The organism is Actinomadura sp. WMMB 499 (assembly GCF_008824145.1).
Classification (GTDB): Bacteria; Actinomycetota; Actinomycetes; order Streptosporangiales; family Streptosporangiaceae; genus Spirillospora.
This window is the reverse complement of sequence record NZ_CP044407.1, coordinates 6286300-6307941: the sequence shown is the minus strand read 5'-3', so window position 1 is coordinate 6307941 and position 21642 is coordinate 6286300. Positions and strand designations below refer to the sequence as shown.

The following is a 21642-nucleotide window of genomic DNA, read 5'->3' as shown; positions in this document are numbered from 1 at the left end:
CGGACTCCTCTAGAACGCGCGGTCCAGGCCGTCGACCGGGGACTGCGGGGTGGACGGCTGCAGGGGCAGGGGCTCGAAGCCGAGCGTCGCGTGGTTGATGGGGAACCGCGTCGGCATCGTCCCGGTGGCGCGGGCGTACGCGCAGGCCACGGCCGCCAGGGCCGGAGCGACCGCCAGCTCTCCGGCGCCGCCGGGCTCGTCGCCGCTGGGCGGCATGACGACCACGCGCGTCTCCAGGGGCGTGTTCCACTGGCGCGTGTAGAAGTAGTTGTCCCAGCTGCCTTCGAGCGGGATGCCGTCCTTGATGTGCAGGCTGGACGTGAACGCCATCGCGATGCCGTCGTTCAGCCCGCCGATCATCTGGGCGTCCAGCCCGCGCGGGTTGATCGGCAGGCCCGCGTCCACCACGATCGTCGCGCGGGTCACGCGGGGGCCCGTGACGCCGTTGCGGATCGGGCGGTGCACGGTCTCGGGGCGGCAGTCCACCTCGACGAGCACCGCGCACGCCGACCGGTACTCACCGGCGAGGCCGACGCCCTGCGCGACGCCCGCGGGCAGCGACCGTCCCCATTCGCCTTCGGAGGCCGCCCTGTCCAGGACGGCTCGCAGCTTCGCGTCGTCCAGGAACTCGCGGCGGAACTGGAGGGGGTCCTTGTCCAGCTCGGCGGCGAGCCGGTCCACGACGAGTTCCCGCGCGCACACGACGTTCGGCGAGTACACGTTGCGCATGCTGCCGGTCTTGAACTTCAGCGGTACCTCGGTCAGCGTCTGCTTGGTCCGGCCGAACTTGTAGGGCGACGACTGGCTCAGGTGGAAGAAGACCTGCGCGATGGCGTCGTTGACGACGATCGGGATGTCGGCGACGTTGGCGGTGACCATGTCGCCGAACCCGTGGCTGAAGCTGGTCTCGGTGCTCACGTGCCGCTGCTCGTAGCTCACCACGTCGCCGCCGCGGTGGGCGGCGCGCACGCGGGACACGCACATCGGATGCGCGCGCCCCTGCCGGACGCTGTCCGTCCGCGACCACGACAGCTTGACCGGCTTGCCCATCTTCCTGGAGATCTCCGCCGCCTCCAGGGCCGCGTCGGGGTGCAGGTGCCGCCCGAACGAGCCGCCGCCCTCCACCACGTGCACCTTCACCGCCGACACCCGCAGGCCCAGCCGCTTGGCGATCTCCGCCTGCGCGTCGCCGGGCACCTTCAGGCTCGACCAGACCTCGGCGCCGTCGTCCCGGACGTCGGCGACCGCGACGTCCGGTTCCAGCGGCGAGTTGCTGGCGAACATGAACGTGAACTCGGCGTCGATCGCCTTGCTGAACAGCGGCGGACTGCTCACCCGCGGCACCCTCCGGCGCAGCTTGCCCAGCACCGTGTCGTCCGACTCCCCCGCCACCGGGCCCGGACGCCACGTCACCTCGAGCGCCCGCAGCGCGTCGATGCACTGCCCGAACGTCCGTCCGCGCACGGCCACCCCGTGCTCCAGCACCGCGACGTCGGTGATGCCCGGCATCCCCGCCACGGCCGCCGCGTTGCCCACCGAGTCCACCGTGCCGTCGATCGTCGGGGCGCGCCGCACCATCGTGGGCAGCGCGTCCGGGACGTCCAGGTCCATGGCGAACTTCTTGCGTCCCGTCACGGCGGCGAGTGCGTCCACGCGGTTCGCCGGGCGGCCCACGAGGGCGAACCGGGACGGGTCCTTCGGCGACGCCGACGCCCGCGTGGTGCGCGCGACCGCCGCAGCCTTCGCCAGCGCCCCGTAGGTCGCGCGCTTCCCACCGCCCAGCACCGCGCCGTTCTCGGTGGTCAGCCCGGCGGCGTCCACGTTCCAGGCCCGCGCGGCGGTGGCCACCAGCCGCTCCCGCGCGATCGCCGCGGCCGTCCGCACCGGCCCGTAGAGCGAGCGGACGGACGTGGAGCCGCCGGTGAACTGGTTGAACAGCAGCTCGGGCCGGGCGTCGGAGAGGGTCACCGCGACCTTCTCCAGCGGCAGGTCCAGCTCCTCGGCGATCAGCATCGCGACGGTCGTGGTGATGCCCTGCCCGACCTCCGCGCGGGGCACCGCGAACGACGCCGTCCCGTCCTCGTGCACCTGCACGGCGACCAGCCCGGACGTCGGCGCCGCCGCGAGCTTCACCAGGTCGCCGACGTCGAAGATCTCCTCGGGCTGCTTCGGGGTCGGGCCCGCCGCCGCGGTCCGCTCCCCGGTGACCTGCACGGCCACCGCCAGCGTCGGCGCCGCGACCAGATAGCCGAGGAACCTCCGGCGCCGCAGCCCCTCGCCCGGTTCGTGCTCCATAGTGCCCTCCCGGCACCCGCGCCGAGGTGCGATCGATCGAACGTAACTGTCTACTTACGCACGTTGGGCAGCATGACACACCGGAGAGCACCCCCGGAAGACCCTATTGGCGGTTCGCCAATAGGAGTCCCCGTACAACCGGATCGGCGGCCTCACCGCGCCCGGTTCGTCCGTGATCAGTAAGGTCGCGGACACGCGCGGACACCACCGTCCGCGCCCGGACGACCGCCGGAACCCGTGACCGGTCGACGAGGAGCACGGATGGCCAGTGTGGTGCTGGAACTGTCGGCCCGCGACCTGACGCCCGATGACCTGGTGTCGTGCGAGTGGGCGGGTTCCGCCCCGCATCTCGCCTCCGTCGCGCGGCAGTTGCACCGGGCCCGGCTCGGTGAGGTCGACTACCTCGCGATCTGCCCGCCCTCGGACCTGCCCGTGGCGATCGGCGGTGTTGACTACCGGGCCCGGGAAGGCGCCGGCACCCTGTGGCAGCTCGCCGTTCACCCCGCGTTGCACTCGTGCGGGATCGGTACCTTCCTGGTGCACGCCGCCGAGCGGCGGGTGAGGGATCGCGGCCTTCGGTGGGCCGAACTGAGCGTGGAGGAGAGCAACCCCCGCGCGCGAGCCCTCTACGACCGCCTGGGCTACGTCGCGTTCGACCGCCGCCCGGAGTCGTGGGACGAGTCCGGCCCGGACGGATCGGTCCGCCGTTACGAGACGGTGTGCACGGTCATGCGCAAAGACCTCGCCTGAGGCGACCGTCCGTCGCCTCGGATCGGTCGGCGTGCGAGATCGTCGCGCTTCACGATCCGGTCGGGTGCGGTCCAGGGGACGGGACGTGCTCGGCGGGGAGGCCGACGAGGCGGGCGCTCTCGCGCCACAGGCGTTCGACCCGCTCGGGGTCGGTGGTGTGCGGGGCGGTCCGGACGGCTCGGCGCTTGACGAAGAACTCGCCCGTCACGCCCTCGGCCTCGCGGGACGTCGCCAGCCACACCGGGGTGTCGGCGCCGGTGACGGTGTCGGCCGCCAACACGCCGCAGAGCGCGCCGAACGCCTTCAGCGCGCCGCGCGTGTCCCGGCCGAGGTCGCCCCTGATGATCCCCGGATGGGCGCCGTTCACGGTCGTGGCCGTGCCGGCGAGCCTGGACGCCAGCGCGTAGACGAACATCGCGTTCATGTTCTTGGTCCGCGCGTAGGCGACGAACGGGCGAAAACTGGGCGGCCAGCCGAGGCCGCGGCCGGACCGCGGGTCGAGGTCGTCCAGGTCGACCGGGGTGCGCGCGAGGCCGGTCGGGGACGCGCCGACGACGACGAACCGGCGCGGCGCGTCCGTGGGGCGTTCGGCGAGGCGGCGCAGCAGCAGGTACGGGGCGAGGTGGTTCGTGACGAGCGACCGGTGCATCCCGTCGGGCGTCCGGTCGTCGAGGGGCGCGATGACCGCCGCGTTGCTCACGACGACCGACGGCGCGCGCTCGCCGAGCCGGTCCGCGAGCGCCCCCACCCCGGCGAGGTTCGAGAGGTCGACCGCCTCGGTCTCCAGGTCGGCGCCCGGGACGGCCCGGCGGATGCGGTCCCGCGCGAGGTCCAGCCGGGTGCGGTCGCGGGCGACGAGGACGACCGTCGCGCCGGTGCGGGCGAGACCGGCCGCGATCTGCTCCCCGATCCCGCCGCTGGCGCCGGTCACGACCGCGAGTTCGCCGCTTCTTTCGTTCGTTGGCATGCCCCCACCCTCCGGCACGGCGGCCGAAGGTCCCAGGTACCGGCGGTACCACCCGGCTCGCGGGGCGGGGTGCGATCCTGGGGGCATGGCGACCGCCGAACTCGCCCGCGCGCTCCGCTCGTGGCGTGGCCGCGTGCACCCGTCCGACGTCGGGTTCCCCGACGCCGGACTCCGGCGTACCTCCGGGCTGCGCCGAGAGGAACTCGCCGCACTCGCCGGGGTCTCGGTGGACTACCTCGTCCGGCTCGAGCAGGGCCGCGCCCGCAACCCCTCGACGCAGGTGCTCGCGGCGCTCGCCCGCGCCCTGCGCCTCTCGGCCGCCGAACGCGACGTGCTCTACCGCGCCGCCGGCGCCCGGCCGCCCGCCGCCGGCGTCGTCCCCCGGCACATCGGTCCCGGCACCGCCCGCATCCTCGAGCGGCTCGCCGACACCCCGGTCGCCGTCTTCACCGCGAGCTGGGACCTCGTCCGCGCGAACCCGCCGTGGCGCGCGCTCCTCGGCGTCACCGGGACGTCCGCCCGCTCCGGCAACCTGGTGTGGCGGCACTTCACCGGCGCCCCGAACCCCGTCGTGCACACCGCCGAGGAGCACGACCGGTTCGGTCGGCACCTCGCCGCCGACCTCCGCCGCGCCCGCGCGGACTACCCGGACGACCGCGACCTCGCGGCACTCGTCGCCGACCTCCGCGAATCCAGCCCGGCGTTCGCGGACCGGTGGGACGACTTCACGATCGCGCCGCGCGACCCGGAGCGCAAGACGATCGACAGCCCGTCGGTCGGCCTGATCACCCTCGACTGCGACGTCCTCACGACCCTGGACTCGAACCTCCGGATCATCGTCTACACCGCCCGCCCGGACACCGAGGACGCGGCCAGACTCGCCCGCCTCCGCGTCACCCACGAGTGACCCCGTTCCCGGCGAACGGGATGACCGTCCGCCCGGGTTTGTCCGATCATGAACCCATGCCGAAACAGATTCCCGATCACCTCGACTTCGTCGGCTCCGGCTGGCATCCGCTGCTGCAGAAGCTGCACACGGAGTTGCTGGCCGTCAGCCCCACCTACAGCGTCCAGCAGGTCAAGGAGAAGTACGGCACCCTGCGCGTCTACCTCCTCACCGGCATGCTGCGCCACCTGGAGAAGGGCAACAGCGACTGGCCCGACTCCGACCAGGCGGCGCGCTACGAGGTGGAGGACGACGCGGCGAGGGCCCTCGTCCGCGCGGCCGAGCAGGAGTCGGCCAGGACGTGCGAGTCCTGCGGCAATCCGGGCGTGCTTCGCGAGCGCGCCTGGCTCAAGACCCTCTGCGATGCCTGCGCCGCCCCCCGCTGAGCGGCGTCCACGTCGTGATGGCGCCGGAGCCGTCGCCCCGGGCCATCACGGCGGGAAGGGCGTAGTCCCCGGGGCCGACCTTCGCGTGGCCGAGTCCCGTCACCGGCCTGCGAGTTCGTCCCGCTTCACACGCGCGAGGAGGTCGGCGAACGCCGCACGGTCGAGCTCGAGGTGACCGCCATCCGGATCCTTGCCGTCCCGAATGCCAACACCGACCGTGAGGCCTGCGACTTCAACGCAATCCGACTGGGTTGAAGTGCTGCCGCTACGGCTGGACTTACGCCAAGCGGTCACCAGACCGTCACCGACTTGCGAGTTCGTCGCGCTTCACGCGCGTGAGGAGGTCGGCGAACGCCGCATGTCCGAGGGCGAGGTGACCGCCATCCGGGTCCTTGCTGTCACGGATGCCGACGGCCTCCGTGATCCGCGCGAGCTCAATGCAGTTGTCCGTGCCGCCTGCACCGCTGTAGCTGCTCTTGCGCCAAGCCGTCATGTCCGCATCCCTGCTATCCACTCGCGAGATTGATCTTCGCTCCATGATCGAGCGGCGATACGTTCGAAGCGTATCGCCACATCGGCCGCCTCATCCTGATCTTCTATGACGCGTCCGACATCGAGACTGGTGCCGGCGAATGCCGCAGCACGCCCGTTCCCGAACTCGAAACAGGTGAACGAACCGTCGATCCCGATATGCGGAGCGGCACTCTCGGGCAAAACCCTGATCGACACGTTGTGGTGTGTGCCCAACTCAAGTAGCAGATCGCGCTGCTCTTCCATGACCGCGGCGCCGCCCATGGGACGAAGGGCCACCTCGTCAAGGAGCAACCACACCATGGGCTCTCCGGCAAGCATCTCCGTTTGGTGCTTCATGCGGTTCTTGACCTCGACCTCTACGTCACCGACGCGTCGTGCCGTGTGCCCTGCCTCCAAGAGCCCGCGGGCATAGCCCTCCGACTGGAAGGGCATCGGTATGACGTTGTTGTAGAACAGTCGGAGGGTTGTGGCATTCCGCTGGTAATTGCGCAGCTTCTCCTGCCAGTTGGGATCCACGCCCATCTTGGCGTAGCGCAACAAGATCACGAATAGGCCGCCCGCATCCCATGCCGCGTCGAGTGCGGCGCATTCACGCTCGTCCAACTGGCGCGTCCCGGCCTCGTACTTGGAAACTTGCCCCTTGGTACAGCCGATCACCTCCCCCACTTGAGCCTGGGTCATCTTGTGCTTGAGGCGCAGAAACCGCAGGTAGTGAGCCATCAAGGCGTAAAGCGAGAGCGTGGGGTCCGGGGGCGGGTTGACCATGATCACCCTCCAGGCGAGCGGAAGAGAGTTGCCAAAGTATCCAGCAACGACGACAAGGTAATCCGTCGCACGCACTCTTGTCTCGAGAACAGAGGGACGAAAGGCAGGTGCCATCGGAATGAATTCGACACAATTCGACAACCTGGACATATCGTGTCTGGCCGCACGGAGTACGCCGGGGATGGTGCGGACGCTCGCGGGGTTCCGGCTGGACGAGTGGGGTCTGCGGAGAATCGCCGACGAAGTGCTGCTGGTGCTCACGGAATTGATCACCAACGCCGTGCGATGCACGCCGGATTCGGAGATCCGGGTCAGGTTCGCGCGGGAAGACCGTGGCGTGCTGCTCGCGGTGTGGGACCCGGCCGACGCGATGCCGGTCGTGCGGCCGCTCGTCCCGGACGTCCCGCCGGACGCCGCCGCGCTCGACCCCGGCCACGTGGAGGGCGGGCGCGGGCTGCATCTGGTGCGGGCGCTCGCGTCCGAGTGCGGCGCCTGCAAGACCGAGCCGTGCGGGAAGTGGGTCTGGGCCCGGGTGCCCGCGGGATGAGGCGGCGGTTCGTGCGGTGGCGGCGGGCGGTGCGGCACCTGGACGCGTTCGCGGAGGCGGCGAAGGCTCGGGGATGGCGGTGCGTCAAGTTCTACGACGTTCGTCCGCCGTTGCTGTGGTTGTTCGCGCACGACCCGGCGGACGGGGTCGGCGTGAGCGTCGGGGTCGCGCCGGACGGATCGTGGACGTTCGTCGAGGAACGGCCGATTGACGGTCAATTACTTAACCGCTATCTATTGGGGGTCGTCGAGGAGGGTGGTCCGTGCAGGACGTGGTGCTGGCGCTGCTGACCAGGGAGCCGTCGCACGGGTACGACCTGCGCGGACGGCTGGTCGCGGCGCTCGGGCCGCTGGGCGGGTCGCTGAACGCGGGCCAGGTCTACGTGACGCTCACCCGGCTCGAGAAGGCGGGACTGGTCGTCCTGGAGCGTGAGGACGCGCCGGTGCGCGGCCCGCGGCGGAAGGTGTACGCGCTGACCGGGGCCGGGCGGGAGCGGGTGGCCGCGTGGCTCGCCGAGGGTGTCGGCCCGAGGGCGGACGTGACGGAGTTCCACCTCAAGTTGGTGGCCGCCGCCGAGTCGGGCCTGGCCGATCCGCTCGCGCTCGTGGACGCGCGGCGGCGGGAGCTGATGCGCGACCTCGCCGAGGCGCAGCGGGCCGTCCTCGCTCACGACGCGAACTCCGAGGCCGGGCTGCTGCTGGAGGGCGTCGCCCTCCGGTTGCAGGCCGACCTGCGCTGGCTGGAGGCGTGCGAGCGGACCTGGTCCGCCCGCGCCCCACGTGGAGAGGGCTGAAGGAATGATCGGAGACGCGCCGGTGCTGCGGGCGGCGGGCCTGTCGCGGGCGTACGGACGGGACGAGAGCCTGGTGTGGGCCGTCGATCGGGTCGACCTCGACGTGCCCGCCGGGCAGACGCTCGCCGTGACCGGGCCCAGCGGGTGCGGAAAGTCGACGCTGCTGCAGTTGCTGGGCGGGCTCGACCGGCCGAGCGACGGCGAGGTGTGGCTCGGCGGGCGGCGCATCGACCGGCTGGGCGAACGGGCGCTGGCGCGGCTGCGGCGGCGGGCGGTCGGGTTCGTCTTCCAGTCCTTCCACCTGATGGACGAGCTGACGGCGGCGGAGAACGTCGAACTGCCGGCGCTGCTCGCGGGGGCCGCGCCGCGCGCCGCGCGGCGCCGGGCCGCCGGGCTCCTGGACCGGGTCGGGCTCGCCGACCGGGTCCGGCACCGGCCCGCGCAGCTGTCCGGCGGGCAGCGGCAGCGGGTCGCCATCGCGCGAGCCCTGGTCAACGAGCCGCTGGTGGTGTTCGCGGACGAGCCCACCGGGAACCTCGACAGCGCCGCGACCCGCGACGTCCTGCGCCTGTTCGGCGAGCTGCGCGCGGGAGGCCAGACGCTGGTCGTGGTCACCCACGACGAGCGCGTCGCCGCGACGGCGGACCGCGTCCTGTCGCTGCGGGACGGGCGGACGGCCGGCGACGACCGGCCCCACCACCGTCCGGACGACCGTCGCACCGGGCTCGGGGCGCTGCTGAACTGGGAGGAGTGAAGGTGGGACGCTTGCTGCTGATGTGGCGGCTGGTCGCGTCGGACGTGCGCCGCCGTCCGGGCGAGGCCGTCATGTTCCTGGTGGCCGTCACCGCCGCCACCGCCTTCCTGACGCTCGGGCTCACGGCGAACAACGCGGTGGTCACCGGGTACATGAAGACCCGTGCGGCGACCGCCGGACCCGACGTCACCGCCATCGTGCCCGCCGCGGATCCGTCCCCGCTGGCCGCGGCCGTCGACCGTGCTCCCGGCGTGGCCGCGCGGAGCGAACCGATCTTCGCCTTCGACACCGACGTCCGGGCGCACGGGCGTACCGCGTCCACCTCGGTCGAGGGACGCGACGGCGCGCCGTCCGCGGTGGACCGGCCGCTGGTGACGTCCGGGACGTGGGTGCGGTCCGGTGGCGCGGTCGTCGAGCGCGGCTTCGCGCGGGCGCTGGGCGTGGACGTCGGCGACCGCGTCACCATCGGCGGTCGCGGCTACCCGGTGGTCGGGATCGCGGTCAGCGCCGCCACCCCGGTGCATCCGTGGAGCAACTGGGCCCAGGTGGGGCCGGGCGAGAGGGGCGGCAGGATCTGGTTCACCACCGCCGACGCCCGCGCGGCCGCGGGCGACGAGACGGGTGTCCATCTGGTCCACATCAAACTGACCGATTCCGACGCCGACGCGGTGTTCCGATGGCGCGAGACCGTGTTCACGCCCGACAGCCGGGGCGTCGCGGGGACCAACGTCCGGGACTGGCAGACCATCCTGCACGACGACATGAACATGATCCACAGCACCCAGCCCGCGCTGGTCGTGGGCGGGTGGCTGCTCGCGGTGGCGGCGACCGTCACGCTCGCCGCGCTCGCCGCCGTGCGCGCCGCCCGCGACAACCGGCGGGCCGGGCTGCTCAAGGCCGTCGGTGCCGGGCCCGGCACCGTCGCCGCGGTCCTGCTGGCGCAGTACCTGCTGCTGACCGCCGTGGCGACGGTGCTGGGACTGGCCGCGGGGTCCCTGGCCGCGCCCGAACTGGCCGATCCCAGCGCCGGGCTCCTCAACACCGCCGGGCCGCCGAGCACCGCCGTCGCGGTCGCCGCGGTCGTGCTCGCCGTCCTCGTCGCGCTGGCCGGGACGCTCGCCCCCGTCCTGCGCGCCGCCCGCACCACCACGGTCGGCGCGCTGGACGCCCCGGCGCACCCGCAGGCGCACCATCCGCGGCTGACCGCCGTGACGGCCTACCTGCCCACGTCGCTGCTGGTCGGGGTCCGGCTGCTGATCCGGCGGCCGGGCCGCGCCTTCCTGACCTTCGTCGGCCTGACGGCGACCGCCGTCACGGTCACCGCGCTGCTCGTCTACCGCACCGCCGTCGACACCGACCCCGGCACCGGGCTGACCGCCGCGGCCATGGAGGCCGTGAACGCCCGGAACGCGCACGTGATCCTCGGCGTCACGGTCGCGCTGGCGGCGCTGTCGGCGTTCAACACCGTGTTCCTCGGCTGGAGCGCCGCCGTCCAGGCCCGGCGCGCCCTGGCGATCACCCGGACCCTCGGCGCCACGCCCGGCCAGGTGGTCGCGGCGATCTGCACGGCGCAGCTCCTGCCCGCCGTGCCCGCGCTGGTGGCGGGCGCCCCGGCCGGGATCGTCCTGATGTGGTTCTTCAGCCCCAGGCTGGTCACGCCGCCGTGGTCGTGGCTGCTCGCCGCCGCGATCGTCCTGCTGCTGTCGGTCGCGGCGCTGACCGCGCTGCCCGCATGGGTGCACGCCCGGGGCCCGGCCGGGCCCGCCCTCGACGCCGAATCCGGCTGAGCCGCCCGGGCGATTTCGGTTTGCCGCTCCGGGGACGTCGCACCGATCATGGACAGATGCGCGAGTTCGACGAGCTGGTCGCGGAGGCCGAGGCGGCGCCCGTGGCGGGGTGGGACTTCTCGTGGTTCGAGGGACGGGCCACCGAGGAGCGGCCCTCGTGGGGGTACCAGCGGTCGATGAGCGACCGGCTGCGCCGGGCCGGCGCCGCGCTGGACGTGCAGACGGGCGGTGGCGAGGTGCTCGCCGGGGCGGCGGCGTTCCCGGCGACGATGGTGGCCACGGAGGGGTGGCCTCCGAACGTGGAGAAGGCGACGCGGCTGCTGCATCCGCGCGGGGTCGTCGTGGTGGCGGATCCGGACGAGCCGCCGCTGCCGTTCGCCGACGAAGCGTTCGACCTGGTGACGAGCCGGCATCCGGCGACGGTGCAGTGGGACGAGATCGCGCGGGTGCTCCGGCCGGACGGGACGTACTTCGCGCAGCACGTCGGGCCCGGAACCGTGTGGGAGCTCGTCGAGTACTTCCTCGGGCCGCAGCCGGACGCGAAGCGCGAACGGCACCCGGACGTCGAGCGGGCCGGCGCCGAGGCCGCGGGGCTCGAGGTCGTCGACCTGCGGATGGAGCGGCTCCGCATGGAGTTCTTCGACGTCGGGGCCGTCGTCCACTTCCTGCGGAAGGTCGTGTGGACGGTCCCGGGGTTCACCGTCGAGCGGTACCGGGAGCGGCTGCGGGAACTCGACGCGGAGATCCGCGCGGACGGCCCGTTCGTCGCCCACTCGACGCGCCTGCTGGTCGACGCCCGCAAACCCGTCCGGTAGCGGACCTCCGGGCCGCGCTCGCGGCGCGGCCCGGACGGGCGTCAGCGGGGACGGGGCGGGTACTTCGCGATGAACAGGCCCTCGGCGGTGACGCAGTCCCGGCCGTCGTGCCGGATGGCGCCGACCGTCCGGATCTTGCGGCCGTCCACGGAGACCTGGCGTGCGGAGATCGTCAGGGGCTCGAACAGCGGGGTGGTCCGGTGGTAGCGGAGCGTCAGTTCGGCGGTCATGCCCGAGACGCCCGCCCAGCCGTTCGCCACGCCGAGCGTGTGGTCCAGCAGGAGCGCCGAGACGCCGCCGTGAACGCTGGAGGGCGGCCCCTGGTACGGGAGGTCGAGGACGGCGGTCGCCGTGATGCCCCCGTCCGGGGCGGGCTCGTACTCCAGCGGCGGGGCGATCGGGTTCTCGGGGCCGGTGGCGGGGTCGTGGCGGGTGTTGCCGTCGCCCCGCCACATGTCGACCAGGCGGTCGCCGAGGGGCGGGGCCGACGCCTCGAGGTCGTCGGCGACGGCGTTCAGCCGGTCGGCGACGTCCGCCATGTCGGCGGTCCCGATGTCCCCGGCGCGGACGAGCGCGGCGATGACGCGGCGGGCGGCGGCGGAGGCGGCGTCGACGCCGCAGGACCGCGCGGACGCGTGCAGGTCCATCGTCACGCGGGCCTCCCGGTGGGCTGCGGGTCGCGCGGCAGTCCGAGGACGCGCTCGCCGATGATGTTGAGCTGGACGTCGGTGGTGCCCCCGGCGATCGACAGGTTGCGGGAGTTCAGGAACATCCAGGTGGGGTCCTGCATGCCGCCGGGGCCCTCGCCGGTGAGGGCGTCCGGGCCGATCCAGTCGACGGCGGTCTCCCAGACCTGCTGGATGTGCTCGACGCCGATGAGCTTGCCGATGGACGACTCGGCGCCCGGCTGCCCGCCGGCGAGCGACCGCAGGGTGGTGCGGAGGCCGAACAGGCTGCTGGACTGCGCGTCGCAGAGGATGCCGCCGAGGGTGGTGAGGCGCTCGCCGTCGTCCGCCGGGACGAGCTTGAGGAGGGCCTCGCCGCCGCTGCCGAGGGACGAGTCGTTCGACAGCGACACCCGCTCGTTCGCGAGCGTGGTGCGGGCGAGCTTCCAGCCGTCGCCGGGCGCCGCGACGAGGAGGTCGTCCGGGACGAACACGCCGTCGAGGAACACCTCGTTGAACAGGGTGTCGCCGGTCAGCTCGCGCAGGGGGCGGATGTCGATGCCGGGCGACTCCATGTCCAGGAGGAAGTACGACAGGCCCTTGTGCTTGGGGACGGACGCGTCGGTGCGGGCGAGCAGGATGCCCCAGTCGGCCTCGCGCGCCATGGACGTCCACACCTTCTGCCCGCTGATCTTCCAGCCGCCGTCGACCTTCTCGGCGCGGGTGGTGAGCGCGGCGAGGTCGGACCCGGCGCCGGGCTCGCTGAACAGCTGGCACCAGCGCAGGTCGCCGCGCAGCGACGGCGGCAGGAAGCGCTCGTGCTGGGCGGGCGAGCCGTGCGCGATGAGCGTCGGCACCACCCAGTTGCCGATGATCATGTCGTGCGCGCGCAGGTCCGCGCGGCGCATCTCCTCGGCGATGACGAGCTGGGTGACGGCGTCCGCGCCCTTGCCCCACGGGGCCGGGAGGTGCGGGGACGTGTAGCCGCGGTCGGCGAGGTAGTCGACGCGCTCCTTGCCGGTGAGGGCCGTCGCCGGTTCGAGTTCGGCGCGGATCCCGGTGCGGATCTCGTCGGCCTCGGGCGGGAGGTCGACGGAGAGTTCGCGGCGGACGCCGTCGAGGGTGAGGTGCGCGACGCGGCGGCGCCACTCGCCCGTCGGGCCGAGGACGACGCGGAGCGTCTGGGCCCGGCGCAGGTAGAGGCTCGCGTCGTGCTCCCAGGTGAAGCCGATCCCGCCGAGCGTCTGGATGCAGTCCTTCGCGGTGGTGAGGGCGGCGTGCGGGGAGGTCGCGCCGGCGACGGCGGCCGCCAGGGACGCCTCGGCGGTGCGGGCCTCGGCGGTGCGGGCCTCGTCCTGGGCGCGGGCGGCGTCCCAGGCGCACGCGCGGGCCTGCTCGGCGTGTGCGAGCATCCGGGCGCAGCGGTGCTTGACGCCCTGGAACTGCCCGATCGGACGGCCGAACTGCTCGCGGACCTTCGCGTATCCGGCGGCGGTCGCGGTGGCCCAGTCGGCGAGGCCCGAGGATTCGGCGGCGAACAGGACGGCGGCGAGGTCGTGGACGGTCCGCGCGTCGACGTCGAGGATCGCGTCCGGGGTCACGCCGTCCAGGGTGAGGCGGCCGAGGCGGCGGGTCAGGTCGTGGCTGGGGAGTTCGTCGGCGGACGCGCCCGTGACGACGGCCCACGCGGTGCCCGCGGAACCGCGCGCGGGCACGACGAGGACGTCCGCGAGGTGCGCGCCGAGGACGGGCTCCGACGTGCCGTGCAACGTTCCATCCGCGCGCAGTTCGAGCCCGCCGGGACGGAGCCCCACGGCGCCGACCGTCCTACCGGACGCGAGTCCCTCGAGGTGGTCGCGGTGGCCCGCGCGGTGCAGGACGGCACTGGCGAGGACGGTCGGGAGGAACGGCCCGGGGGTCATGGCCCGGCCCAGTTCCTCGAGCGCGACCGCGAGTTCGAGCATCCCGTAGCCGGCGCCGCCGACGTCCTCGGGGAGGTGCAGGCCGAGCAGGCCCTGGCCCGCGAGGTCGTCCCAGAACGGCGGGATCTTCTCCCGGCCGGCGTCCACGGCGGCGCGCACGGCGGCCTGCGTCACCCGGCGGGTGGTGAAGGCGCGCACGGCGTCGCGGAGGTCGCGGTGCTCCTCGGTCAGTCCGATGGTCATGCGTCAGATCCGTTCGATGATGGTCGCGGTGGAGTGCGCGCCGCCCGCGCACATGGTGACGAGGGCGGTGGAGCGGTCGGCGCGCTCCAGCTCGTGCACGGCCTGGGTGAGCAGCCGGGCGCCGGTGGAGCCGACGGCGTGGCCGAGGGCGATGGCGCCGCCGTTGACGTTGACCCGGTCCATGTCGGCGCCGAGGACGCCCGCCCAGGACAGGACGACCGACGCGAACGCCTCGTTGATCTCGACGAGGTCGATGTCGGGCAGCTTCATCCCGGCGCGGTCGAGGACGTCGCGGGTCGCGTCGATGGGGCCGTCGAGGTGGTAGTACGGGTCGGAGCCGACCATGGTCGAGGCGACGATGCGGGCGCGCGGCCGCAGGCCGAGTTCGGCGGCGCGCTCGCGCGACATCAGCAGGACGGCGGCGGCGCCGTCGCTGATCTGCGACGCGTTCCCGGCGGTGTGGACACCGTCCGGTACGACCGGGTTCAGGGTGGCGAGCCTGTCGAGGGACGTCTCGCGGAGGCCCTGGTCGCGGGTGACGGTGGCGGTCTCGCCGGTCGGGCCCTCCTTCGTCATGACGGGCGCGTCGATCTCGACGATCTGGCCCGCGAAGCGGTCCTCGGCCCAGGCGCGGGCGGCCTTGCGCTGCGACGCGAGGCCGAGCGCGTCGGCGTCCGCGCGGGTGACGCCCCGGTTCTTCGCGATGCGCTCGGCGGCGGTGAACTGGTCGGGGTAGTCGAAGTCCCAGCCGTCCGGCATGGGGCCGCCGGTCCCGGGGGTGAGGGCCTGGCCGAGGAAGACGCGGCTCATCGCCTCGACGCCGCAGCCGATGCCGGTGTGGATCGTTCCGGCGGCGATGAGGCCCGCGACGAGGTGGACGGCCTGCTGGGACGAGCCGCACGCGCAGTCGATGCTGGTGCAGGCGGTCGTGTACGGGAGGCCCGCGTACAGCCAGGCGTTGCGGGTGACGTTGTTGGCCTGCTCCCCCGCCTGGGTGACGCAGCCGCCGACGACCTGCCCGACCGTGGACGGGTCGACGCCGAGCCGGGCGAGCAGCCCCTTCTGCGTCGCGCCGAGGAGCTGCGCCGGGTGCAGGCCCGACAGAGCGCCGTGGCGCTTGCCGACCGGGGTGCGGGCGGCGTCGACGATGACGGCTTCAGGCACGGGTGGTTCCTTCCTGTCCGGTCAGGACGCGCGGGTGCGGCGGGGCACCGCCGGATGAGGCGTCCCGAGCCAGAAGTTAGAATTGATTCTCGTCAACGGACAAGGCCGGTCCCACTGAGCGGTTCCCGGCGACCACAGCAGGTGGGCGAGGTCCACTGAACGGGATCAGCGCGGCCGAGAAATAGAATTCGTACTAGCCTCGTCGGCGTCACCGCACACCGACGGGAGCCTCCTGATGAACGCTGACCTCACCCTGGCGGGGCGGACCGCCATCGTCACCGGCGCGGGCGCCGGGCTCGGCCGCAGCGAGGCCCTCGCGCTGGCCGCGCAGGGCGCCGCCGTCGTCGTCAACGACATCGGCCCGGCCGCCGAGGAGGTCGCCGGGGAGATCCGCGAGCGGGGCGGCCGGGCCGTCGGGGTCGCCGGGGACGTCGGCGACTGGGCGCTCGGCGACAAGCTCGTGCAGACGGCCGTGGAGACGTTCGGGAGCCTGGACGTCCTGGTCAACAACGCGGGCGTGCTGCGCGACAAGATGCTGTTCAACCTGTCCGAGTCCGACTGGGACGACGTGGTCCGCGTCCACCTGAAGGGCCACGCGGCCGTGTCGCGCGCCGCCGCCGTGCACTGGCGGGCGGCGAGCAAGGCCGCGGGCGGGCCGGTGTACGGACGGGTGGTCAACACGGCGTCCGAGGCGTTCCTGTTCGGCTCCGCCGGGCAGCCGAACTACTCCGCGGCCAAGGCGGGGATCGTCGCGCTGACCCTGTCCACCGCGCAGGGCCTCGGCCGGTACGGGGTGCGCGCGAACGCGATCTGCCCGCGCGCCCGCACCGCGATGACCGAGGCGTCGTTCGCCGAGGGCACCTCCCCCGGCGGCCTGGACGCCATGGCGCCCGAGCGGGTCGGGACGTTCGTCGGCTACCTGGCGTCCCCGGCGGCGGAGAAGATCAGCGGGCAGGTGTTCGTGGTGTACGGCGACATGGTCGCGCTGATGGCCGCGCCGACGGTCGAGCGGAAGTTCACGGCCGACAGCGGGGTGTTCTCCCCCGAGGAGTTCGCCGCGCAGGTCACGCCGTACTTCGAGGACCGCGAGGCGCACCGCACGTACGCCGCGTGGGACGTCGCCGCGCTCGACACGACGGGCACGAACACCCCGCGGTGACGCGCCGCCGGACGGCCGCCCCCGCGACGCGGACGGGGGCGGCCGTTCGCGCGTCCGGCCGTTCGCGCGTCAGTACGCGTCCGGGCCGCGCAGCGTCGCCTCCGCGCCGCCGTCCACGTACACGACCTGCCCCGCCATGTGCGAGTTCGCCGGCGAGATCAGCCAGGCCAGGGCCTCCGCGATGACCTCCGGCCCGGCGTACCCGTTGAGCGGCATCGGCACGGCCCGGTCCATGACCTCGCGCATCTTCGGGTCCGCGAACAGCGGCTCGGTCATCGCGGTGCGGACGACGCCGGGCGCGACCGCGTTCAGCGGGATGCCCGCGCCCGCCCACTCCGGCGCGACGGACGCGGCGCGCAGCCAGCGGGCCAGCGCCGACTTCGACGACGGGTACAGCCGGTTGCCCTCGCCGCGCTCGATCACCTTCGCCGCCGCCGCGAGCGCCGCGGGCTCGTCGCCGTCCAGGCAGGCCCGCAGGACGTCCTCGTCCAGCGGCTGCGTCCCGGCGATCGACCCGACGACGGCGGCGCGCGGACGCTCGGCGCGGGCGAGCGCGGGGCGCAGGCCGTCCAGGAGGGCGACCGCGCCGAAGTGGTTGACGGTGACGGTGAGCGGCGTCGGGCCGGACACGCCCGCGCACGCCACGACGCCGTCGAGCGTCCCGCCCGTCCGGTCGAGGACGCCCGCGACGGCGGCGGCCCGCCCCTCGGGGGTGCCGAGGTCGGCGCACACGTCGGCGTCCCGCAGGTCCACGCCGACCACCGCGTCGCCGCGGTCGCGCAGGAGGCCCGCGAGGGTCCGGCCGATGCCGGAGGCGGTGCCGCTGATCGCGATCGTGCGTCCCGTGCTCGTAAGGGGCATGTCGGTCTCCTTCACATGTGGGAGCCGCCGTCGACCCGCAGGTCGACGCCGGTCTGGTAGGCGGCGTCGGACGAGCCCGCGTACGCGATCACGGCCGCGATCTGGTCGGCCCGCCCCTGCCCGAACGGCGGCGCGAGCCGGCCGAAGTACGTCGGGTCGACGCCCGCGGGGAACATGTCGGGCGCCCTGGTCAGCGGGGTGTCGACACCGCCGGGCGAGACCGACAGCACGCGGACGCGGCGCGGGCTCAGCTCGGCGGCGAGGCTCAGCGAGAACGAGAGCACCGCGCCCTTGGACGCCGAGTACGCCGACATGTACGGGTTGCCCTGCACCGCCGACAGGGACGCGACGTTGACGATCGCGCCCGTCCCGTCCGGCAGGTGCGGGGCGGCCTCGCGGCAGAACAGCGCGGTCCCGACCAGGTTGACCTGGAACAGGCGGGTGAGGTCGGCGACGGTGAGGGCGGCGAGCGGCGTCGTCTTGTGGACGCCCGCGACGTTCACCAGCACGTCGATGCCGCCGAGCGCGGCGGCCGCGTCCCGGACGGCGCCGATCACGGCGGGCTCGTCGGTGACGTCGGCGACGCCCGTCGCGATCGTCCCGGGGCCGGTGATCGCGGCGGCCGTCCCGGCGAGCCCGTCCGCGGACAGGTCCACCCCGTAGACGGCCGCGCCCTCGCTCGCGAGGCGGAGCGCGGTGGCCCGCCCGATGCCCGACGCGGCCCCCGTGAGCAGCACTTTCACCCCGTCATAGCGCTTCATGACCGCACCGTAGCGGGGCCCGGAGCGGCTCCGGCGGTGGCGTCCCGGCCAGCGGGAGGCGGGGTCAGCCGGGCGCGTTGGAGCGGGGCGCGAGCAGCAGCCGGCACGCCATCCGGATGTCGCTCTCCACGTCCGCCATGGACGCGCGGCCGTTCAGGCTCATCTGCAGCACCCCGTACCAGCACTGCATGAGCAGCCGCACGAGCCGGACGTCCTGCGCCGTCGGCACCTCGATGCCGATGGCCAGCAGCACGATCTCCTGGAACGTGGTGTCGATCTTGGCGGTGTCGACGACGGTGGCGACGTTCGCGCTGTTGGCCGCGTGCAGCATCGACGCCGACAGCAGCGGCTGGGCCATCAGGGTGCGGCTGGCGGCGACGAGCAGGTCGGCGACCGCGTCCTCCGGGTCGGTGCCGGGCGGCGGCGGCCCGACGCCCTCCCCGAACCGGTCGACCTGCGCGGCCATCACGGCGGTGAACAGGTGCACCTTCGAGGGGAAGTACCGGTAGAGGGTGCCGATCGCCACCCCGGCGGCCTTGGCGACCTCGTGCATCTGCACGCGTTCGAGGGGCTTCTCACCACCGATGCGCATGGCGGCGCGCAGGATGCGCTGCCGCCTGTCGTGCTGCTCCGGCGAGCTGGGCTCGGCCGACAGCCGCGCCGACGCGATCCTCGCCACGGTCTCCCCCTCCGGTTCCTGTCCTGGCACGACAATATCCAGCCCCCCGGAGAGGTCGGCGCACGCCGATACCGCTCAGTGGGACCCGGCGGCCCGCACGGCCGCGCCGCGCTTACGTTCGTCGCGCCGAGATCGCGAAGGGGACGTCACGTGGGCGAATGGACGGACGAGTACGACGTGGTGGTGGCCGGTTCGGGCGCGGGCGCGCTGGCCGGGGCGCTCGCCGCGGCCGCGGGCGGGCGGCGCACGGCCGTCCTGGAGAAGACGGCGCTGCTGGGCGGGACGAGCGCGTACTCGGGCGCGTCGATCTGGCTGCCGGGCAGCCGGGTGCAGGAGCGCGCCGGGATCGGCGACGACTCGGTCGAATCGGCCCGCACCTACCTGACGGCGCTGCTCGGGGACGGTCCGGCCGCGCTGCGGGAGGCGTTCCTCGACGCCGCGCCCCGGGTCGTCGAGTTCCTGGAGAGCGACCCGGCCATCGAGTTCGAATGGCAGGCGTTCCCCGAGTACTACGACGCGCCGGGCCGCACCGCGCGCGGGCGCTCGATCGTCCCGCTGCCGCTGCCCGCCGAACGGCTCGGGGAACTCGCCGCGCTCGTCCGCCCGCCGGTGGACCGCGACCGGGCCGGGCTGCCGCACGACCCGTCCGTCCCGCTGGCGCAGGGCCGCGCGCTGATCGGGCGGCTGCTGCTGGCGTTCACGCGCACCGGGCGCGGCGACGTCCGCACCGGCACCGCGCTGACCTCGCTGATCGTCGAGGACGGACGGGTCGCGGGCGTCGCGGCCGAGACGGCGGACGGGCCGGTGCGGCTGCGGGCACGGCACGGGGTGCTGCTCGCGGCGGGCGGCTTCGAGGCGTCCGCCGCGCTGCGCGAGGAGCGGGGCGTGGCGGGCTCGGCGGAGTGGACGATGGCCCCGGACGGCGCGAACACCGGCGACGCCATCGCGGCGGCCGTCGCGGCCGGTGCGGCCACCGGCAACCTCGGCGAGGCCTGGTTCTGCCCGGCCCTCGTCGGGCCGGACGGGCGGGCCGCGTTCACGCTCGGCTTCCGCGGCGGCCTCATCGTGGACGGGACGGGCCGCCGGTTCGCCAACGAGTCCCTCCCCTACGACCGGATGGGCCGCGCGATGGCCGCCGCGACCGGCCCGCTGCACCTGATCTTCGACGCGAAGTCGCGCACGGCCCCGGCCATCACGATCCCCGCCGCCGACCCCGAAGCGCACCTCGCCGCCGGAACGTGGGTGCGGGCGGACACGCTCGACGGGCTCGCCGCCGCGATCGGCGTCCCGGCGGGCGCGCTCGCCGCGACCGTCGAACGGTTCAACGGGTTCGCCGCCGAGGGCGCCGACGAGGACTTCCACCGCGGCGAGGACGGCTACGACCGGTACTTCACCGGCGGCGGCCACGGCCTCGTCGCCGTCGACCGGGGCCCGTTCTACGCGGCCCGGATGGCGGTCGGCGACCTCGGCACCAAGGGCGGGCTCCGCATCGACCCCGACGCCCGCGTGCTCGACGCGGCGGACCGTCCGATCCCCGGCCTGTACGCGGCGGGCAACACCACCGCGTCGTTCACCGGCCCGATCTACCCGGGACCGGGCGTCCCCATCGGCACCGGGATGGCGTTCGCCTACCGGGCCGTCCAGCACATGGATTCCGAGGAGCGGGCATGACATCGATCAGGACGCGGGCCGCCGCGCTCGCCGCGGCGGCCGCCGTCGGCGCCGCGACGTTCACGGCCGTACCCGCGCAGGCGCACGTCCCGCCGGGGCAGCGCGGGCGGCTGCTGCACACGTGGCCGGTCGCCGGGACGGCGGCGCTGCCGAGCGCGGCCGCCAACCGGACGATCGCCTACACCTCGCAGGGCGCGAACGGCCGGAAGATCGTCGTGACCGGCACCGTGGCCGTCCCGGAGGGACGGCCACCGCGCGGCGGCTGGCCGGTGCTGAGCTGGGCGCACGGCACCACCGGCACCGCCGACGTGTGCGCCCCCTCCGCCGACACCGCGGACGGCCCGGCGCACGACTACCTGTCGGTCACCGAGCGGTACCTCGACCGGTGGGTCGCGCGGGGCTACGCGGTCGTGCAGACCGACTACGAGGGCCTCGGCACTCCGGGCGGCCACCCGTACATGCACGGGCGCAGCGAGGCGAACGCCGTCGTGGACATCGTCCGCGCCGCCCGCGGTCTCGACCGCCGCATCGGCCGGAACTGGTACGTCGCCGGGCACAGCCAGGGCGGGCACGCGGCGGTGTTCACCGCCGCCGCCCGGCAGCGGCCCCGCGACGTGCGGCTGCGCGGCGCGCTCGCGCTCGCCCCCGGCTCGCAGACCAGCGCCACCCCGGAGTACGTCCGGTCCGGGCTCCCGGGCGCCGAGGCGGCCATGCCGTTCCTGTTCGTCCTGCTCACCGGCGCCGAGGCCGCCGAGCCGTCGATCGTCCCCGAGGACCTGCTGACCGCCGAGGCCCTCCCGATGCTGGAGGCCGCGCGCACGTCCGCGTGCACCTTCGGGCTGCGGCGGATGGCCGAGGGCTTCGACCCCACGAAGGTGTTCGAGCCGGACGCCGATCTGGAGCCGCTCACCGCGTACCTGCGCTCGCAGGAGCCCGCGGGCCTGAGCCTGCGCGTGCCGACGCTCGTCCTGCAGGGCACCGCGGACACGCTCGTCTCCCCCGCCGCGACGAAGCTGCTGACGGACGATCTGTGCGAGCGCCACGACACGATCGCGTACCGGGAGTACGAGGGCGCCGACCACCGCGAGCTGCTCGACGCGTCGTTCACCGACGGCCTGAGCTACGTCGAGAACCTGCGCAAGGGCCGCACCCCACCGTCCGACTGCTGACCGCACGAG

The 21642-nt window shown here is 74.0% G+C and carries 22 protein-coding genes; 11 read left to right on the top strand and 11 right to left on the bottom strand.

Annotated features, from left to right (window positions below; all coding sequences use genetic code 11):
• Positions 1 to 9 precede the first annotated feature (9 nt).
• On the bottom strand, positions 10 to 2295 hold the full coding sequence (locus F7P10_RS28570) for a molybdopterin cofactor-binding domain-containing protein (RefSeq protein ID WP_151013904.1): 2286 nt from the start codon (positions 2293 to 2295) through the stop codon (positions 10 to 12).
• 261 nt (positions 2296 to 2556) lie between these two features.
• On the opposite strand from F7P10_RS28570, the gene F7P10_RS28565 reads away from it, so the two are divergent.
• Positions 2557 to 3045, top strand: coding sequence for an N-acetyltransferase (locus F7P10_RS28565; protein ID WP_151013902.1), 489 nt, complete (start codon positions 2557 to 2559; stop codon positions 3043 to 3045).
• Between the two features lie 49 nt (positions 3046 to 3094).
• On the opposite strand, the gene F7P10_RS28560 is transcribed toward F7P10_RS28565, so the two are convergent.
• A complete protein-coding gene (locus F7P10_RS28560) occupies positions 3095 to 4012 on the bottom strand; it encodes an SDR family NAD(P)-dependent oxidoreductase (RefSeq protein ID WP_151013900.1) in 918 nt (305 codons plus the stop codon).
• Positions 4013 to 4097: 85 nt separating this feature from the next.
• Here F7P10_RS28560 and F7P10_RS28555 point away from each other — a divergent pair, with 85 nt between their 5' ends.
• Both F7P10_RS28555 and F7P10_RS28550 read left to right on the top strand, forming a co-directional pair.
• On the top strand, positions 4098 to 4919 hold the full coding sequence (locus F7P10_RS28555; RefSeq protein ID WP_151013898.1) for a helix-turn-helix domain-containing protein: 822 nt from the start codon (positions 4098 to 4100) through the stop codon (positions 4917 to 4919).
• Positions 4920 to 4975: 56 nt separating this feature from the next.
• Complete coding sequence (locus F7P10_RS28550) at positions 4976 to 5344, top strand: TraR/DksA family transcriptional regulator (RefSeq protein WP_151013897.1); 369 nt, start codon at positions 4976 to 4978, stop codon at positions 5342 to 5344.
• A gap of 99 nt (positions 5345 to 5443) precedes the next feature.
• Here F7P10_RS28550 and F7P10_RS28545 read toward each other — a convergent pair whose 3' ends face one another.
• Genes F7P10_RS28545 through F7P10_RS28535 form a run of 3 tightly spaced genes read right to left on the bottom strand, consistent with a single transcriptional unit; the run spans position 5444 to position 6643 of the window.
• On the bottom strand, positions 5444 to 5638 hold the full coding sequence (locus tag F7P10_RS28545; protein ID WP_151013895.1) for a DUF397 domain-containing protein: 195 nt from the start codon (positions 5636 to 5638) through the stop codon (positions 5444 to 5446).
• Positions 5639 to 5645: 7 nt separating this feature from the next.
• Positions 5646 to 5837 carry a DUF397 domain-containing protein gene (locus tag F7P10_RS28540; protein ID WP_151013893.1) on the bottom strand — a complete coding sequence of 64 codons (192 nt, stop codon included), beginning with the start codon at positions 5835 to 5837 and terminating at the stop codon, positions 5646 to 5648.
• Positions 5834 to 6643 carry a helix-turn-helix transcriptional regulator gene (locus F7P10_RS28535; protein WP_218040167.1) on the bottom strand — a complete coding sequence of 270 codons (810 nt, stop codon included), beginning with the start codon at positions 6641 to 6643 and terminating at the stop codon, positions 5834 to 5836. The genes F7P10_RS28540 and F7P10_RS28535 overlap by 4 nt, the downstream gene beginning before the upstream one ends.
• Before the next feature lie 181 nt (positions 6644 to 6824).
• On the opposite strand from F7P10_RS28535, the gene F7P10_RS28530 reads away from it, so the two are divergent.
• From F7P10_RS28530 to F7P10_RS28510, 5 genes are all read left to right on the top strand, one after another.
• Positions 6825 to 7190, top strand: coding sequence for an ATP-binding protein (locus F7P10_RS28530; RefSeq protein ID WP_176611687.1), 366 nt, complete (start codon positions 6825 to 6827; stop codon positions 7188 to 7190).
• A gap of 262 nt (positions 7191 to 7452) precedes the next feature.
• Entirely contained in the window at positions 7453 to 7983 is a 531-nt protein-coding gene (locus F7P10_RS28525) for a PadR family transcriptional regulator (RefSeq protein ID WP_151013887.1), read from the top strand.
• Positions 7984 to 7987: 4 nt separating this feature from the next.
• Positions 7988 to 8737, top strand: a complete 750-nt coding sequence (locus F7P10_RS28520; protein ID WP_151013885.1) for an ABC transporter ATP-binding protein — start codon at positions 7988 to 7990, stop codon at positions 8735 to 8737.
• A 2-nt stretch (positions 8738 to 8739) separates the two neighbouring features.
• A complete protein-coding gene (locus F7P10_RS28515) occupies positions 8740 to 10524 on the top strand; it encodes an ABC transporter permease (protein ID WP_151013883.1) in 1785 nt (594 codons plus the stop codon).
• 56 nt (positions 10525 to 10580) lie between these two features.
• Complete coding sequence (locus tag F7P10_RS28510) at positions 10581 to 11339, top strand: class I SAM-dependent methyltransferase (protein ID WP_151013881.1); 759 nt, start codon at positions 10581 to 10583, stop codon at positions 11337 to 11339.
• Between the two features lie 41 nt (positions 11340 to 11380).
• Here the strand turns inward: F7P10_RS28510 and F7P10_RS28505 are convergent, their stop codons facing one another.
• From F7P10_RS28505 to F7P10_RS28495, 3 genes are read right to left on the bottom strand one after another with little or no spacing between them, the layout of a single operon-like run.
• Positions 11381 to 11986, bottom strand: a complete 606-nt coding sequence (locus tag F7P10_RS28505) for a PaaI family thioesterase (protein ID WP_151018348.1) — start codon at positions 11984 to 11986, stop codon at positions 11381 to 11383.
• Positions 11987 to 11988: 2 nt separating this feature from the next.
• Positions 11989 to 14169: an acyl-CoA dehydrogenase gene (locus tag F7P10_RS28500; RefSeq protein WP_151013879.1), complete on the bottom strand. Its 2181-nt coding sequence runs from the start codon at positions 14167 to 14169 to the stop codon at positions 11989 to 11991.
• A gap of 3 nt (positions 14170 to 14172) precedes the next feature.
• Positions 14173 to 15333, bottom strand: coding sequence for a steroid 3-ketoacyl-CoA thiolase (locus F7P10_RS28495; RefSeq protein WP_151013877.1), 1161 nt, complete (start codon positions 15331 to 15333; stop codon positions 14173 to 14175).
• A gap of 235 nt (positions 15334 to 15568) precedes the next feature.
• Between F7P10_RS28495 and F7P10_RS28490 the strand changes: the two genes are divergently transcribed.
• On the top strand, positions 15569 to 16492 hold the full coding sequence (locus F7P10_RS28490) for a 3-oxoacyl-ACP reductase (protein WP_151013875.1): 924 nt from the start codon (positions 15569 to 15571) through the stop codon (positions 16490 to 16492).
• A gap of 69 nt (positions 16493 to 16561) precedes the next feature.
• Here the strand turns inward: F7P10_RS28490 and F7P10_RS28485 are convergent, their stop codons facing one another.
• The 3 genes from F7P10_RS28485 to F7P10_RS28475 form a co-directional block, all read right to left on the bottom strand.
• Complete coding sequence (locus tag F7P10_RS28485; RefSeq protein WP_151013873.1) at positions 16562 to 17353, bottom strand: SDR family oxidoreductase; 792 nt, start codon at positions 17351 to 17353, stop codon at positions 16562 to 16564.
• Positions 17354 to 17364: 11 nt separating this feature from the next.
• Positions 17365 to 18114 carry an SDR family NAD(P)-dependent oxidoreductase gene (locus tag F7P10_RS28480; protein WP_151013871.1) on the bottom strand — a complete coding sequence of 250 codons (750 nt, stop codon included), beginning with the start codon at positions 18112 to 18114 and terminating at the stop codon, positions 17365 to 17367.
• 64 nt (positions 18115 to 18178) lie between these two features.
• Positions 18179 to 18793, bottom strand: a complete 615-nt coding sequence (locus F7P10_RS28475; protein WP_151013869.1) for a TetR family transcriptional regulator — start codon at positions 18791 to 18793, stop codon at positions 18179 to 18181.
• Positions 18794 to 18943: 150 nt separating this feature from the next.
• On the opposite strand from F7P10_RS28475, the gene F7P10_RS28470 reads away from it, so the two are divergent.
• Positions 18944 to 20464 (top strand): FAD-binding protein, encoded by a 1521-nt coding sequence (locus F7P10_RS28470; RefSeq protein ID WP_151013867.1) that lies wholly within the window; start codon positions 18944 to 18946, stop codon positions 20462 to 20464.
• Positions 20461 to 21633 carry a S9 family peptidase gene (locus F7P10_RS28465; RefSeq protein ID WP_151013865.1) on the top strand — a complete coding sequence of 391 codons (1173 nt, stop codon included), beginning with the start codon at positions 20461 to 20463 and terminating at the stop codon, positions 21631 to 21633. The genes F7P10_RS28470 and F7P10_RS28465 overlap by 4 nt, the downstream gene beginning before the upstream one ends.
• The last annotated feature ends 9 nt before the right edge of the window (positions 21634 to 21642 follow it).